The sequence below is a fragment of the Paenibacillus tarimensis genome (assembly GCF_021532315.1).
GTDB classification, from domain to species: Bacteria; Bacillota; Bacilli; order Paenibacillales; family Paenibacillaceae; genus Paenibacillus_I; species Paenibacillus_I tarimensis.
The window spans coordinates 281,337-296,958 of the sequence record NZ_JAKGAO010000006.1 but is presented as its reverse complement, the minus strand read 5'-3'; the positions used below and the strand labels follow the sequence as shown (position 1 = coordinate 296,958).

17 protein-coding genes and 2 tRNA genes are annotated in these 15,622 nt (G+C 50.8%); 9 read left to right on the top strand and 10 right to left on the bottom strand.

The annotated features are described in order from the left end of the window. Positions 1-4 precede the first annotated feature (4 nt). From L1N82_RS06580 to L1N82_RS06570, 3 genes are all read left to right on the top strand, one after another. Positions 5-724: an N-acetylmuramoyl-L-alanine amidase family protein gene (locus L1N82_RS06580; RefSeq protein WP_235286570.1), complete on the top strand. Its 720-nt coding sequence runs from the start codon at positions 5-7 to the stop codon at positions 722-724. A gap of 143 nt (positions 725-867) precedes the next feature. Then, positions 868-954: transfer RNA gene (locus tag L1N82_RS06575), tRNA-Leu, on the top strand. Between the two features lie 178 nt (positions 955-1,132). Further along, a tRNA-Leu gene (locus tag L1N82_RS06570) sits at positions 1,133-1,219 on the top strand. Positions 1,220-1,483: 264 nt separating this feature from the next. Here L1N82_RS06570 and L1N82_RS06565 read toward each other — a convergent pair. The 4 genes from L1N82_RS06565 to L1N82_RS06550 form a co-directional block, all read right to left on the bottom strand. Continuing rightward, the gene (locus L1N82_RS06565; protein WP_235286569.1) at positions 1,484-1,741 is read right to left on the bottom strand and encodes a hypothetical protein; all 258 of its coding nucleotides are present in this window, start codon (positions 1,739-1,741) and stop codon (positions 1,484-1,486) included. A gap of 223 nt (positions 1,742-1,964) precedes the next feature. After that, positions 1,965-2,186: a hypothetical protein gene (locus tag L1N82_RS06560; RefSeq protein ID WP_235286567.1), complete on the bottom strand. Its 222-nt coding sequence runs from the start codon at positions 2,184-2,186 to the stop codon at positions 1,965-1,967. 106 nt (positions 2,187-2,292) lie between these two features. Beyond that, a complete protein-coding gene (locus L1N82_RS06555; RefSeq protein ID WP_235286565.1) occupies positions 2,293-2,631 on the bottom strand; it encodes a hypothetical protein in 339 nt (112 codons plus the stop codon). A gap of 80 nt (positions 2,632-2,711) precedes the next feature. Then, positions 2,712-3,281: a xanthine phosphoribosyltransferase gene (locus L1N82_RS06550; protein WP_235286563.1), complete on the bottom strand. Its 570-nt coding sequence runs from the start codon at positions 3,279-3,281 to the stop codon at positions 2,712-2,714. 218 nt (positions 3,282-3,499) lie between these two features. Here L1N82_RS06550 and L1N82_RS06545 point away from each other — a divergent pair, with 218 nt between their 5' ends. Next, entirely contained in the window at positions 3,500-4,204 is a 705-nt protein-coding gene (locus tag L1N82_RS06545; protein ID WP_235286562.1) for a hypothetical protein, read from the top strand. Between the two features lie 144 nt (positions 4,205-4,348). Next, on the top strand, positions 4,349-5,389 hold the full coding sequence (locus L1N82_RS06540) for a YkvI family membrane protein (protein ID WP_235286561.1): 1,041 nt from the start codon (positions 4,349-4,351) through the stop codon (positions 5,387-5,389). Positions 5,390-5,446: 57 nt separating this feature from the next. On the opposite strand, the gene L1N82_RS06535 is transcribed toward L1N82_RS06540, so the two are convergent. Next, positions 5,447-6,586: a glycosyltransferase family 4 protein gene (locus L1N82_RS06535; RefSeq protein ID WP_235286560.1), complete on the bottom strand. Its 1,140-nt coding sequence runs from the start codon at positions 6,584-6,586 to the stop codon at positions 5,447-5,449. 127 nt (positions 6,587-6,713) lie between these two features. Here L1N82_RS06535 and L1N82_RS06530 point away from each other — a divergent pair, with 127 nt between their 5' ends. After that, positions 6,714-7,841 (top strand): GGDEF domain-containing protein, encoded by a 1,128-nt coding sequence (locus L1N82_RS06530; RefSeq protein WP_235286559.1) that lies wholly within the window; start codon positions 6,714-6,716, stop codon positions 7,839-7,841. A 257-nt stretch (positions 7,842-8,098) separates the two neighbouring features. Here the strand turns inward: L1N82_RS06530 and L1N82_RS06525 are convergent, their stop codons facing one another. Next, entirely contained in the window at positions 8,099-8,557 is a 459-nt protein-coding gene (locus L1N82_RS06525; protein WP_235286558.1) for a GyrI-like domain-containing protein, read from the bottom strand. Positions 8,558-8,774: 217 nt separating this feature from the next. Between L1N82_RS06525 and L1N82_RS06520 the strand changes: the two genes are divergently transcribed. Next, positions 8,775-9,407: a TraX family protein gene (locus L1N82_RS06520; protein WP_235286557.1), complete on the top strand. Its 633-nt coding sequence runs from the start codon at positions 8,775-8,777 to the stop codon at positions 9,405-9,407. An 8-nt stretch (positions 9,408-9,415) separates the two neighbouring features. Here L1N82_RS06520 and L1N82_RS06515 read toward each other — a convergent pair whose 3' ends face one another. From L1N82_RS06515 to L1N82_RS06505, 3 genes are all read right to left on the bottom strand, one after another. Further along, entirely contained in the window at positions 9,416-11,554 is a 2,139-nt protein-coding gene (locus L1N82_RS06515; protein WP_235286556.1) for a DNA topoisomerase III, read from the bottom strand. A gap of 158 nt (positions 11,555-11,712) precedes the next feature. Beyond that, on the bottom strand, positions 11,713-12,129 hold the full coding sequence (locus L1N82_RS06510; protein WP_235286555.1) for a hypothetical protein: 417 nt from the start codon (positions 12,127-12,129) through the stop codon (positions 11,713-11,715). A gap of 260 nt (positions 12,130-12,389) precedes the next feature. Further along, entirely contained in the window at positions 12,390-12,656 is a 267-nt protein-coding gene (locus tag L1N82_RS06505) for a hypothetical protein (protein WP_235286554.1), read from the bottom strand. A 331-nt stretch (positions 12,657-12,987) separates the two neighbouring features. Between L1N82_RS06505 and L1N82_RS06500 the strand changes: the two genes are divergently transcribed. Next, entirely contained in the window at positions 12,988-13,218 is a 231-nt protein-coding gene (locus L1N82_RS06500; RefSeq protein ID WP_111146722.1) for a 3-dehydroquinate dehydratase, read from the top strand. A gap of 206 nt (positions 13,219-13,424) precedes the next feature. Beyond that, positions 13,425-14,810, top strand: coding sequence for an RsmB/NOP family class I SAM-dependent RNA methyltransferase (locus L1N82_RS06495; protein ID WP_235286552.1), 1,386 nt, complete (start codon positions 13,425-13,427; stop codon positions 14,808-14,810). Between the two features lie 62 nt (positions 14,811-14,872). Here the strand turns inward: L1N82_RS06495 and L1N82_RS06490 are convergent, their stop codons facing one another. Beyond that, on the bottom strand, positions 14,873-15,601 hold the full coding sequence (locus tag L1N82_RS06490) for a pseudouridine synthase (RefSeq protein ID WP_407946708.1): 729 nt from the start codon (positions 15,599-15,601) through the stop codon (positions 14,873-14,875). Positions 15,602-15,622 lie beyond the last annotated feature (21 nt).

Sequence of the window (15,622 nt, the reverse complement as noted above, 5' to 3'; positions counted from 1 at the left end):
ACTTATGCCACGACCCACAACGATATTCACTGTACGCAGGCTGGCAGCGGCATGCCTGGCTCTGGGAATCCTCCTAAACAGTCCCGTCACTTCTGCATCTGCACCGTACAAAAACCGCCCTCAACCAAGCGGCATGATGCCCGAGGCGGAGATACTTATCGATGTCGGGCATGGCGGGATAGACAGCGGAACCAGCTGGAACTCTGTGTTAGAGAAGGATATTAATCTCGCAATTGCCAGCCGGCTCTACCTGCTGCTTCGAAGCCACCATATTAATGCCGTGATGAACCGCACCGGCGATTATGCGCTCAGCGAGGAGAATCGCTGGCATTATACCCGTTCCCGTCACAGGAAGGATCTTTCCCAGCGCAAACAGCTATCCGAGGAAATACCGGTTACTGCCTTTGTGAGCCTTCATGTCAACTGGTCGAGCAGCGCAGCCGCTCATGGTCCGGTTGTCATTCATCAGCCGGAAGGCAGAAGCGCCATACTCGCTGCCTCTATCCAGAATACACTTAACGCTCAGCAGCAGATGAGCCGCAATCCCCATGCGAGCCGCACTTACTTCCTTCTAAGAAGGGTTAAATGTCCTGCCGTTATCGTAGAAACCGGCTTTCTCAGCAATGACCGGGACAGAGGGATACTCACAAATCCCAGACAGCAGCAGCGTATCGCCGAAGCTATATGCAGCGGGATCCGGCAGTATATGATCATGGCTGAGTGAACTGTTACATCAGATTCAATAAACTGAAAATTAGAACATTGCGGTTTAGCTTGACTTTATTTCGAGCAGCATGCTAAGATGTTTTACGTGATCGGGGCTGTTAACGAAGTCTTAATATAAGACGTTAGGCATTCGGTTTACATGCGGTCGTGGCGGAATTGGCAGACGCGCTAGATTCAGGTTCTAGTGGTGTAACAGCCGTGGAGGTTCGAGTCCTCTCGACCGCACCATACATAGGTATCAACAGGGTTGTAAATTGCTTAGGCATTTATGATCCTGTTTTTTATTTTTATGGGTTTATAGGTCGGTTTAAACTCTATACACTTACCTCTTCTGAGGACATTTTTTTCTAACTAACTTGACTTTATATTATCAGCATGTTATATTGTTTCTTGTGTTCAAACACATGCGGTCGTGGCGGAATTGGCAGACGCGCTAGATTCAGGTTCTAGTGGTGTAACAGCCGTGGAGGTTCGAGTCCTCTCGACCGCACCATACATATTATTACCAACAAGTTTATGATTCAGCTGAAGCTGGTTCATAAACTTTTTTTCATTAAAGCAGCTCGTCCGGCATATATCCACAGCTCTTATTATAGAATAGGAGTCCGTATGCGGATTAAGCCGCGCGGACTCCTGACTTTTATTCTTAATAGCATTGCCGAATGGAGTCCTGTACAATCTGCCGGGATTAGAAGGGGCTGTTTCGGAAGGTGTAGTACTGCGCAGTTAGACTTATATGTCAAACATAGGGACCATCTTATGCTGTATACAGTCTGTCCTCCATAATGGTCAGCAATCTCAGCTTCATATTCTCCAGCTTCATAACCGCTCTCTCCATCCAATCGCGGTCATGCACCTGCATGGCTTTCGTATATTCGATATCATAAAATGTCCTATACATATTCTTGATCTCTTCTGCGTTGCTGTCTGCACGCTCATAACGCTTAATTCGATCCAACAGTTCGCTGGTCGTCTTATACAGTTCGTCGAAGTATTGTTTCATTGTTGGATTCATAACCTTCATCTCCTTGTATGGTATCTCTATAACTTCCTATCCTACCTAACTATTAAACGGGCTAACCGCTTGTGAAACAGCATTCCTGAATGACAGGTGTGCCTGCTAGCCTTCTATTTTTGTAATAGCATATCACAAAATTTAGCATTAACAAGCGGGTAATAGCCGTTTTATCAAAATCTTTATAAATTTCTGATAAATCAAGCGGAAGGAGAGCCTGACTTTATGACTCCCATTGACCAGCTTGTCGTGGCGTGCTCGCAGGAACATACCGGTATGACCGACTTAATTTCACGACACGTCTGCTCGGCTTGCGAATCATAACCTGTTCCTCATCCCAGGCAACGACAATACCTACCACGTCATTCGCCTCCATATCATCCCGTTCAACCCGAACCTGGATGCCCTGCACCCGATACTCGTCCAGCTGTTCCTCTGTAATCATCTGTGCTCCTCCAATCTATTAAAGAAAAGCCTTCAACCACAGGTCCTGGTTGAAGGCGGTATAAGTCCTATATGGGCTCTACGTCTACACGCGGATCTATCAAATACTACTCTTCCGAATGACCGACTGTTTCACGCAGATCGTTCGTCTCGTACCACTCATCCAGTACACGGGAGGACATCACGCGCTTGTCGATATACTCGGCCTGCCGATCCGTGAACTGTGCCCGCCACTCCACATTGAGCTCCTCACAAAGCTTAACGATCGTCAGCAGCTCCGACCAGGCAACATACCGCTTATACCAGAAAAATTGCGGATGTTCTATCATATAAGGGTATAAATCATCGAATTCTGTATGTTTGCAGTCGAGCGCACGTTCAAAGTGCGTCTTGGCCGTGGACAACTTCGTCTCAAAGAAAGATACGGACAGCTCTAATTTTTCCATTTTTCTGCCTCCCCTCGGTCACTTAACCCTATTATAAATTAAATTTCACCTCAGGGAAAGTGAGCGAGCAAGGGAAGTTCTTACTCAAATGTTATTTGTCCATTATCAAGTGATGCGATCTTCACGAGTGACTCCACAGGTATACCCTGCTCACGAATTGTGCGACCTCCCGCCTGGAACGATTTTTCGACTACGATGCCGAGCCCGACAAGCTCTGCGCCAGAGCGCTCGATTATCTTGATCAATCCGCGTGCCGCATCCCCGTTGGCGATAATATCGTCAATGAACAGTACCTTATCGTCTGGCGTAAGAAACTGCCTCGATACCATAATATCGGTGACGATCCCTTTCGTAAAGGAAGGCACTCGTTCACTGAATGAATCCGGGTCAGCGAGCAGTGTTTTCTTCCGTCTCGCGAATAACAGCGGCACACCCAGCGTCAAAGCCGTTGCGAAGGCGATTGGAATACCTGATGACTCCACTGTGATGACTTTCGTAATGGTCGCTTCCGCATATCTCCGGGCAAATTCCCTTCCCATTTCCATGATCAGCACGGGATCGACCTGGTGATTTAGGATTGCGTCTAACTTAAGGACATCACTTGTCATTATTGAGGCTTCTTTAAGTATTTTTTCTTTTAACAGATCCATCGATTCACGTTCCTTCCACCCAAAACCCTTTACGTTAAATTACCATAGCTTGCATGTGAGACGCAACTCGACTGTGCAGCCCTGCCTTTAAGGAATTTGTAAGCTTCTGACCGAAACTTTTTTCTGATTATTTCGTCATACATACATATGGTTTTTTTGGTAGCTGACTGGAAGTAAGCTTATTCCTGTTAACCGCCATGAAGAAAGGAGGTGCAGCTGTGAGCTATAGAATCAGCCGCCGCTCAAGGCGATATACAATCCCGCTTGCCTTAATGGCATTGATAACCGTAACAGCGGCCTGTTCCGAGCAAGATGAAGAAGGCCTTACCGGGGAGACCTCGCCAAGCAGCTACTCTTCGCCTGTCTCGCAGTCGCCCGGACATGCCGCAGATAGTCCGCAGCAAGCCTTTAACAATCGGATTTCGGATCAATCTCCCGCCATTTCGGAAACCACCGAAGAGCGGAAGCAGGGTTCAGGCCGGCTTTCCAATACGGCCAGCGAATCGGATGGCAGTCAGAAGGAAGCCCTGGACACCTGGTTATCCTCCCCTTCCTTAAAGGGTATTTCCCTCGGCGATTCTCGCAGCAGTGTAACCAAGCAGTATGGTTCTCCCGCCGATTCCTATTCGCTGAGCGAGCGCAAGAGCCAAGTCGAAGTCTATGATTATGAAGGGTTCACCGTGGGATTCGATGAAGGCGGACATGTCCATTTTGTAGAGGTGTACGGCGAGGGATTACAGACTGGTATTGCCAAGCTGCTCATCGGGGACGAGGGAGACAAGGCCAAGAAGGTGCTTGGCACTCCTCACAGCAGTACCAAGTTTGTCCTCACTTATACAGCTGAGCAAACGATGCTGAAGCTGGACCTTGAACCTGACACGGGCCGGATTGTTTCCATGAAGCTGTTCCCTTACTCAGAATAACACCCGACCTCTTTCCCAAGCTCACTCTCCCGAATTGTATTCCTTGCTTGTCATGCCTGTCCTCCCAAACGCATAGATATAGGTGAAGACGGCTGCAATTAGAGCAGCGTCTTTATGACTTATATGCAGGGAGGACTGCCGCGAATGAAGCCGGTTAGAGTGCTGCAAATCGCTTTTACCTACATAGGAACCGTTGTTGGCGCCGGCTTTGCCACCGGCCAGGAGATACTCCAGTTTTTTACCCGGTACGGCTATTGGGGCACGATATCAATCGGTATTGCCATGATTCTCTTCGTCTGGCTTGGCGCCAAAATGATGCTCATTGCAGCGGGAATTGGCGCACGGTCTTATGAGGATTTGAACAAGCACTTATTCGGCCCGCGTTTTGGGGTATGGGTCAGTTATTTTATGATGATCGTACTCTTCGGGGTCAGTGCGGTAATGCTGGCAGGCGGAGGCGCCATTTTCGAGGAGCACTTCGGTATCACCTATCAGACCGGCCTGATTATAACAATGGCCGCCTGTTACGTTTTACTGCTCAGAGGCATGAATGCTATCGTAACCGTCAATTCCGTCGTCGTCCCATTCATGCTGCTGTTCACCATTATTCTAATCCTTGACACGCTGATGACCAGCGAAGCTGACCGGTGGGTGTTTACCGCCGATCACTTCTCCCCGCTGTCAGCCTGGGCTTCTCCCTTTCTTTATGCTGCTTTTAATCTTTCCTTGGCACAAGCTGTGCTGGTCCCTCTTGGCAGCAAAATCAACGACCGCAGGACGATTATCGCCGGAGCCTGCGCAGGAGGAGTGGGCATCGGATTTATGCTGCTGGTCGGGCATATTGCACTTTCCACCCAAATGCCGGGCATCTCTCAACTCGCTATACCCATGGGAGGCATTGCCAAGCAGCTTGGTCCCAGTATTCAATGGATCTACCTCTTCCTGATTTTTGCTGAGATCTTCACCACTCTCATCTCCGATGTCTACGGGTTAACGCTGCAGCTTGAAGAACGGGTCGGCCTATCGCGTCAAGCTTTAACAGGCTGCATTCTTATTCTCTGCTTCCTGCTGTCCCAGATCGGATTTGAAGTGCTCCTATCCACCCTGTACCCCATGTTCGGGGCGGTTAGCCTTGGCTGGATGTACCTGATTATTCGCAGGCGGCATGATCGCCCAATCCCCTGATTGATCCCCTGTTCATATTCTTCGTAGAGGAGAAATGCACGTTTTCTCCTCTCTTCGTTATGATTCCGCGCCTTCTGTCCGATATAACTTGTAGATATCCTTCAACTGGCTGATGACACGCTGCAGGGAATAAACATTTTTGGCTTTTGACCATGCTGCACGGGCCATGTTATATCGGTATGTCTGATCGGACACCAGCTTCTCAAGTGCCGTAGACAAGGCTTCCGGGTCTTCGGGCGGCACGAGCAGCCCGTTGACTTCATTCTCGATCTGTTCCGCTATGCCGCCCACGTCCGTTCCAACAAGCGCAAGCCAGCACAGCGCTGCCTCCGCAAATACCGAGCCAAAAGCCTCTGCCCGGGACGGGAGGACAAAGATATCAAAGAACGGCATGAATTCTTCCGGGTGAAGCATGTAACCGTAAAATATAATTTCATCGTATAAATCCAGTTCTACAGCCAGCTGCTCGAGTTCCTTGCGCATGGGACCGTCTCCGATAATATGCAAAACAAACGGATTTCCCCGCTGCTTCAGAAGCGCACAGGCACGCAGGAGAATGTCCAGACCCTTCGCAGGCACAAGGCGGCATACCGTTATCAGCTGTGGCACTTCGTTATCGTGAGAGACCGGCTTGAACCGTTTCTCATCAAACCCGTTCGGAATGACATGGATGGCAGATGCATCGCGCATATAAGGTGCCAGATAAGCCCGGAAAGAATCGGAAACGGTCAAGATGCGGTCCATCTTACTCTCAAGCTCACCATATATGGCTGTGAGAAATTTCTGTTCAGCACCTTCAGGACTAATGCGGCCGTTCAGAATCAGCTCGCGTTCGTAGCTGGAGTGGATTGTCAGCAGAACCGGCGTATCCGGAAACAGCTGCTTCATAACCAGTGCGGGTATCGGATGATGCGCGTGAATCAAATCGTACTTTTTCTTAATACGCATAGAGGTCCACCATACATAATCCAGGTATGTCTGCAGGTATTTGTCGACGATCGGCGAACCCTCATAGACACTTGCATCGAATGTATCAAACACCACTTCCCCTTGTCCTTTGCCCCGAATCCGCTTCGGCAGGGAGAACAGCTCCATATTCCACCCCATCCGATTGAAGCGTTCCTGTATATACGGGACCATGGAGGACACTCCGCCAGGCTGTTCGGGAGGGAAGAACAAGGCTTGTAAAATATTCATAGGCACTCCTCCTTAGTAAGTCGTTTAAAACCTATCTGAGATGTGTTAGTATAGAACGTATGTTTCTGTAAATTGGCATAAACAAGCTTATGTAGACACTTTCAATGAAATGTAGGGACTGAAAATGATGAATATACTGAATTGGGTCTCCGGGCCGAACGGGCAAATAGCAGGCGCATCAGCCGTTGCCACAATTAATCTGCTGATGCTGTCGATGTCCATCCTTCTTCAGCGCCGGAATCTGCGGCGCGGCGCTTATAAGCTTCTTAATACAGGCCTTATCCTGTCTTTGATCCATACCTTTGGGATCGTCCCTGCCGCCGGGCTGCCTGCGGCCGCTGATGTGGGACTGGGGCTGCTCTCCTTTATTATTATAAACTTTGCTATGCTTGAGCTGTATACCCTTCCCGGAAAATTAGACCGGCTATCGCTGCTGGCTTTTGCAGGTGGTGCCGCAGCGGCGGCCGCACTGCAGTGGAATGCAGCCGATCTGCCTGCCGGAGGTATTGGACCCGGAGGCATTACGCTTCGACCGCTAGGACTCGCAGGAATCGTTGCCTGCGCTCTGCTGTTATCCATCGTGCTGCCGCGGATCAGGCAAAAGACCAAATATGCACTCTCACTTGCGGTCTACTTCGCCTTCATAATAGCTGCATCGGCACATGCGCCGCAGGACTCGCTGGTGGGCGCTTGCATTCATATACTGCCAGCCTTATATTTTCTGTTCCTGTTTCTCATCCTGTTCGAGCGTGTCGTGGAGCGGATGCGCAGTGTGTATGTATCATCGATCCGCGATGGCCTGACCGGCTTGTTTAACCGTCAGCATTTCTTGAAGAAAACCCGAAGGTACCTGAGTAGAGGTCTCCCTGTATCGGTCATCTTCTGTGACATCGACAACTTCAAGCGCCTCAATGACACGCAGGGACACCATCAGGCAGACCTGGTGCTGAAGCAGGTTGCAGGCATTATAATTGATGAAACCTCCGGCTGCGGTACGGCAGGGAGGTACGGCGGTGAAGAACTGGTAGCAGCTGTAGCCCGGCCAGATGTCAAAGCGTCTGATGTAGCGGAAGTCATCCGTGCACGAGTGGAAGCCGAAACACCAGTCACGGTTAGTGTCGGATGGAGCACGGTGACCGATAATCTTACCATAGAAGAGACTGTTAAGCAGGCTGATGAAGCCATGTACATATCCAAGACTACCGGTAAAAATAAAGTGACGGCCTTCCGGCCGTCACGTGCCAAATCATCCTAAAAAGACAGGCTGCCACGCATCAGCAGCTCAGGACAGCTTGCCGCCGAAAGAGCGTCAGGCTGTTCTCTGTTATAGCGGATCAAAAGCAATGTTAACGTTCAACAGCTATCCTTATGTATAAATGCTACGGAACAGAACAAGCAGCAGACCGAGCACAGCTGCGCTGCAATCCGCAAACAGAAAGCGCCAACATCGTCTAAAGTCATCCTGCACGCAGACAACTCGTTACAGAACACCTGCATGCCTGCTGCCACAGCCTATTCCTCGGCCTCCCGAACGGGTATCCAAAGCTCGACCGTCTCTTCATCCAGATGAGCATCTACGAAGAACACCTCGATAGCCAGGGCAAACTCATGCTTCTTCAAGCCCTTCTCATTCATCCAGGCTGAGATCTGTTCATAGCCTTCCCCAATTCGCTTATTGGTTGTTGTCACAACCGCGTACTCATGCTCCGGAATGGTGAATTGAACCATGCCGCTCGGCACAGAGCTCATGTGATGCGTCTCAAGAGCAGCCCAATAGGTTACAAACACTTCATTACCAAAGTAGGGACTAAACAAAACAGCCGACTTAACATTATCGTTCAGCTCATGCTTTCGGGCCATGAAGTCGTTCTGCAGCCGGATTGCTTCATCAGGAAACGTGGAATAAGGACCCGAATAACTGATTCCTACCAGGTTAAGTGACGGTTTCTTTACCAGCATGCAATTGTCCATTTTGTTACCTCCCCGGATTTGGAATAATAGGTGCCAAGGACCCAAGGTTACTACAGTCCTGTCTTTTAGTGTACCACGATAAGCCCACCCGCGAAACTCCAGCACTTACCCTCGGCTCAGGCCGTTGATCCGTTGACCTATTATTTTACGCCGAATCATGAATCCGCTATAATACTGCATTATATGCTCAAATCTGAGCGGAACAGGCGGTGAATCCATGCAGCTGCTCGCCATGCTCACCATGCTGATCGATCACGCAGGCATCGTTTTTTTTCCTGATGATCCCGCATGGCGGATAGTCGGCAGACTGGCCTTCCCTTTCTATGCTTATGCACTAGTGCTTGGCTATAGGCTAACCGGAAATATCCGCCGCTACATGCTGAGGCTTGCACTAATCGGTGTTATATCCCAGGTACCGTACCAGTGGGCTCTCGGCGGTGATGACATTAATGTAGTGGGCACCCTCTTGGTTTGCCTGGTGGCATTGTGGCTTATCGACTTATATAAGCATCCGGCCGCTGTCTCACTGATATTGACCGCCGGCTTCCTGTCACTCGATCTGCTATCCTTTAACTACGGCAGCTACGCACTTCTGCTGGTACTCATTTACCGCTATACACATTCCAGCCTGATGGTGCTGCTCCACTTCGGTTTGAATGTATTATTTGCCGCTGCAATGCCGGGATGGTTCACACAAATGTACAGTGTGGGCTCGACCTTCATCCTTGCCTTCTTGCCGCAGCTGCTGCGGCTGATTGATAAGCTAGTCATTCCCCGTTATATATGGCGCAGCTTCTATCCGGTCCATCTAATTGCGCTGGGTGCAGCCGACCTGCTGGTGAAGAGCTAAGAAGCTCGTTAATCCTTCTTCTCCAGTGCCGCTTTAAGCGCATCCGCCAGACCACCGGTCAGCGATACATTATCTGAATATTTCTCGATCGCCTGCTTATTAACCCGTCCGCGGGGCGCCTTGCTGCCGTCCAGCATTTCGATCACATTACAATGGCGGCACTGGGCATATTTACCCGCTTTTCCTGTATGGATCTCCATCTTCTTCCTGCACTGCGGGCAGCGCTTATTAGAGAGAGCGGGCTCTGCCGAGCGGCGGAATCCGCATTCACGGTCTGAGCATACCAGCGAGCGTCCTCTCTTGCTCTTCACTTCCATAAGGGGCTTGCCGCATTCCGGACAACGGGAGTGAGTAAGGTTATGGGGTTTGTACGTTTTCGTTTCCTGCTTGATTTCCTCCACCCATTTGGCTGCCTGCTCACGAATGCCGGTCATGAATGCTTCCCGGTTGCCCTTCCCCTTCGCAATACGCTCCAGCTCCGCCTCCCAGCTTGCCGTCATCTCCGGACTCCGCAGCTCATCCACTACCAGCTCAATCAGCTGCTTGCCTTTGCCTGTCGGCTTCAAGCGGCTGCCGTTTCGCTCAATCGTATCGGAAGACAACAGCTTCTCAATGATATCCGCCCTGGTGGCAGGAGTGCCAAGCTGGTGCTTCTCCATCTGGGTGAGCAAAGAGGCTTCCGAATAGCGGGCAGGCGGTTCGGTGCGGCGCTCCTTATATTTAACGGCTTTGAGGGGAACTCTCTGTCCCTCCTTCAGTTCAGGCAGCAGTTGATCCGGCTCACCCCGCGTATCATCCTCCTGCTCATCCGTATCTTCCTCCGCCAGGCTCTGCATGCTGCCGTAGGCTTCCCGCCAGCCCTCCTGCTTAGGCACTCTGCCTCTGGCATAAAAACGGTGACCGTCCGCTGCAAGCACTACACTAGTCTCCTCATAACGGTAAGGTTCACAAAATAAAGCCAGGAACCGCCGGACGATCAAATCATACAGCTTTCTCTCTTCATTGCTGAGCGCCCCCAGCTGCACATACTGATCGGTTGGAATGATGGCATGATGGTCCGTCACCTTGCTGTCATCGACAATTCGCTTCGTAACGGCGAGCGAACCCCTAAGCAGCTTCTTGGCTAAAGGGGCATAAGGGCTCGCTCCAGCGATGCTCTGCATCCTTCCCTTTAACGTAGATACCATGTCCGAGCTTAAATAGCGGGAATCGGTGCGCGGGTAGGTGACCAGCTTATGCTGCTCGTACAACCGCTGCAAAACAGTTGAAGTCTGTTTTGCGGAGAAGCCGAGCCGCCTGTTGGCATCGCGCTGCAGCTCCGTCAAATCATAAGCTAGCGGATGAGGCTCATGCTTCTCTGCGGTCTTCAGCTTCTCCACGATTGCCTCTGAATGGTTAAGCAGACTTGCCAGCGACTCGGCTGTTTCCTTATCCCTGATCCGTCCATCATGATTCTCCTTCTCACGCCAGTGAGCCCTGAAGCTTCCGCAGTCAGCCTCCAGCGTCCAGTAAGGCTGCGGGATGAATGTGTTGATCTCATCCTCTCGCTTCATCAGAATCGACAGTGTTGGCGTTTGAACACGGCCTGCGGACAATTGGGCATTGTACTTGCAGGTCAGTGCCCGTGTAACATTAAGACCAATCAGCCAGTCCGCCTCAGCCCGGCATACTGCCGACGCGTACAGGTGATCATATTCCCTGCCAGGCCGCAGCTGCTTGAAGCCTTCCTTAATGGCTTGATCCGTCTGGGAAGAGATCCAGAGCCGCTTGAACGGCTTGCGCCATTTGACAAGCTTCATAATCCATCTGGCTACCAGTTCTCCTTCCCGTCCCGCATCTGTCGCAATTATGAATTCCCCAATATCCGGTCGCTTGCAAAGAGCAGCGACTGCCTTGTACTGATGAGAGGTTTCCTTCAAGACCTTCAGCTTCATGTCATCCGGCAGCAAGGGCAGCGTATCCAGACTCCACTGCTTATATACCGGATCGTAGTCCTCCGGCTCCGCTAACGTCACAAGATGGCCAAGCGCCCAGGTTACGATATAATTCTGCCCTTCATAATGTGATTTTTGCTTGCTGCTGCATCCCAGAACTCGTGCAATTTCTTTTGCCACGCTGGGTTTTTCCGCCAACACGATTGATTTCATTGAATTAGTCCTCCGCGCCCTTGTAGTTTATCTCACCATTATTGTGGAAGATTCCCTCCTTGTCAAAGGCACACCGCATATCAAAAAGCGCCGCGGTTGGCCCGCGGCGCTCAGAGATATATGTTGACAAGCAGCTATAAGTACCGGTAATCCTATTCTTAGCCTATGCCCTCAAAGGACGGCTTCATCTGGTCGCTCTCCAGAGAAGCTTCTGCCAAAAGCGCTTTAACATCCTTAAGGTTAACGTAAGAAGCAGCAGCGGTAAGAAGCTTTTCTTCCACACCATTCTCGTGTGCTTCCGGCAGAACAAACAACTCTTTCAGCACCCATTCGCAGTTCCGGCGTACAGCCGACAAGCCAAGCTTGGCGTATCCGAGATAATGAAGAACCCCATTAACCTGCTTAACCGCAACAAACACGATACACTGCTGGCCTTCAAGCATCTGCTCGAGCTCCTGTTCCGTCTCGAACCCCACCATTTCGGGACTGCCGCCGTTCAGGAGACGGTACTGCTCGAATAAACTCGTCATGACGTCCAGTTCCTGCAGAGTTGCGCGCTTAACGATTGTTTCCATGCCGCTTTGCCCTCCATTCGTTCATTATCAACCGCTCCTCATTCTGGAAATTATATAATCAAACATTACCCAGACGTCCCTGCTCTGAAACAAACTGCCTCCCACATACCATAATTACATGTACCCGACTGAAGTCCCGGACCACCACACCTCTTTAATTGTAAATTACTCCACAAGTATCCACAATATGTATAAATTTGACCGCAAAATATAGGAGCCTCCCCTAGCAGGGGCGCTCCCATAACTTCCTTTGTATATATTCAGCTGTTTAAAGAATTTTTTGCCGCATCAATTATGGCTTGGAATGCTTCATCATTCTCTTCCAGATAGTCCTCAACCTCGAAAATATCATCCTCACTGCCGGATTCGTTAAGGAAGAACAATCCGTAGGACCAATTCTTCCCTTTTTTGCTCTGCAGCGCTACCTCGTAGTCCTGTTTATGTCCAGCCACCTTCAAATGCACTTTCCCTACATAGCCGTCTTCTTCATTATGGGTAAGCTCTGCATGAGTAATCATGATCTCCATTTTACCTTCTGCCTCCTCGTCTTGTTTACAAGAAATTGTTGTACTAACCTTCTGCATCCTCCACAAAAATCCTGCTGGCCTCCAGGCCGAGCCTGCGAATATCAATTATTTTGCCGGCTGTGTTTCAATTTTGCACAAGGCGGGTATTAGGATGGGGTGTTCGTTAGCCGTACAGGGCATAGATCGCAAATTAGGGCGTATCTGTTAAAATTATGAACGAATTTTGAAAATCTACTCATTTTAATTTTTTACAATCAAATTTTAAGCCCTTTTTAAGAATTGTTCGTTATACTATCATCAAGTAATAATTAGGTGAGGAGAGTGCTGTCACATGCGTACAATGATATCCCTTCAAAATAAACCCATTCCTGTATATCTGAATGAGAGCAACAACAAGAAAGCGCTGGACAAGCTGGGCGAAGTTCTTAACCGCAAGCTGCAAACCGGCAAGAAAGCATTGCAAAACTGCCTCCGTTCGCTGATCAGCGTCGAGATATCCGGCAGCGAAGCTACCCTTCATGCAATTAACGAGAAGGACACGCTTACGATTTCCCTATACTAAATATAGAGTCCGTGATGCATATCACGCGGCAGACCGGCCGGTGCCTCCTGGTTCTCAGGAATTGCCGGCCTTTTAGCATTGCCCGGCTCCTCTCCGTTAAGCCAGCAATCGAACCTTATGATATAATCATGAAGATTTAATGAGTCCAGCGGACCAGCCGGACTAGAAACGAATCACCATAACCGTTAGCGAAGGAGACATTGGAAGTGGTTTTACCTCATGCTTATATCGCCCAGATGCAGGACATGCTCGATGAAGCGGCAGCGGCTGCTTTTCTGCAGAGCTATAATGAAGCTAGAACATACGGCCTGCGGATACATCCGGGCAAGCTTGCATCAAACCCGGACTTATTCGGCAGCATACATAATCTCTTCAAACTTGAGCCTGTTCCATGGTGCTCCACAGGATATTACTATGACGAATCCGCCCGGCCGGGCAAACACCCGTACCATGATGCCGGTCTCTACTATATCCAGGAACCGTCCGCCATGTCGGCCGTAGAGCTTCTTGATCCCCAGCCTGGGGAAACGATACTTGATCTGGCGGCGGCACCAGGCGGCAAATCAACGCAGATAGCAGGCAAGATGAATGAACGCGGCCTGTTAATCTCGAATGAAATTCACCCAGCCCGTGCCAGGATACTAAGCGAAAATATGGAACGGCTGGGCTTTGCGCGTACCGTTGTCACGAATGAAACACCGGATCGGCTGTCTGCACGTTTCCCGGCGTTCTTCGACCGTATTCTGCTCGATTCACCTTGTTCCGGCGAAGGAATGTTCCGCAAGGATCCGGACGCCATGACCGAGTGGTCTCCCGAGCATGTCGCAATGTGCGCCAGCAGGTCATCAGACATCCTCCGTCATGCAGCTATTATGCTGAAGCCAGGCGGTATACTGGTGTACTCCACATGTACCTTTAACCGTTCTGAGAACGAGAGCGTAATTGAAGCTTTCACAGCGGCTCACCCTGACTTCACCGTCGAACAGCAGGAACGGATTTGGCCGCATGAGCAGCGGGGTGAGGGTCATTTCGTTGCCCGTCTCCGCAAACAGGACAGCGGGGCGGCTGATGTGATGAATCAGCATGCAGCCGTCTATCCAGCGCAATCCAAAGGCCGCAAGGGTCGGGCTAACACGCCCTCGGCTGCGGCTGAACTGGAGCTGTTCATACGATTCGCAGCAGATTTTATACCCGGCTTCAGCCTCTCTCAGCAAGGTGAACCGGTCCGTTTTGGCGATGCCCTGTACTGGCTTCCGCACGATGCAGAGAAACGCTTTACCTCCGCCAGCCTTCCGGGCCTGAAGATTGCCCGGGGCGGTCTGCATCTGTGCGACATCCGCAAGAACCGCGTAGAGCCCTCTCATGCCTTAGCAAAGCATATCCGCGCTAGTGAGGCCGCATGGGTTCAAACCGCCGCTCCCGGTCACCCCGATACAGCAGCTTATCTTAAAGGGGAGACGATAACGGCCGGCAGCGGCTGCACCGGATGGGGTCTTGTGGCCGTTGACGGCTGCCCGCTCGGTTGGGGCAAAGCTAGCGGCGGCCAGATTAAGAATCACTATCCTAAGGGGCTGCGAAGAATGGGCATGTAACCGCCACATCCGTACAGGCCGCTTCCTTGACAGCTCAGTTGAGGCGGCCTTTCGCATGCCGTTTAACCGCTCTGTCCGCGGTGCGACTTTAAGCTTTCCAGCTCTTCTTCCGTCAGCTCCCGATAGCTGCCGGATGCAAGTAAAGGGTCCAGCTTCAGCGTTCCCATCGCTACCCTTTTGAGGAAGATTACTTTCTTGCCGACTGCTTCGAACATTCGCTTTACCTGATGGAATTTTCCCTCCTGAATAACCAGAGAGATATAAGAAACTGCCGTGCCCTCATGCTGTTCCTCCGTCCGGAGGACTGTCAGTCTGGCAGGCATGGTGACATAGCCGTCATCTAGCGTTACACCTGCCTTGAATGCCTGGATGTCCGCTTCCCCTACCAGACCGGATACCTCCGCTTCATAGGTCTTATCCACATGCTTGCGCGGTGACAGCAGCTCATGGGCGAGCTGGCCGTCATTCGTCAGCAGCAGGAGCCCTTCCGTATCCTTGTCCAGTCTGCCAACGGGGAAGGGGGCAAGGACACGGTCCTGAGGCTCCAGCAGGTCCAGCACCGTTTTGTCCCTGGTATCTTCCGTTGCCGATATAACTCCCTGCGGCTTGTTCAGCATAAGATAGATGGTCTCCCGATAGCTGACAGCCTCGCCGTCGAGCTCCACATGATCCTGGAAAGGATCGACCTGGATTCCGCTGTCCTTAACGGCCTTCCCTTCCACCGTTACCCTGCCCTGCTTCACGGCCTTCTTGATTTCACTGCGCGTTCCAAGGCCCATATTGGCCAGCATCTTATCCAGCCGGATCTTTTT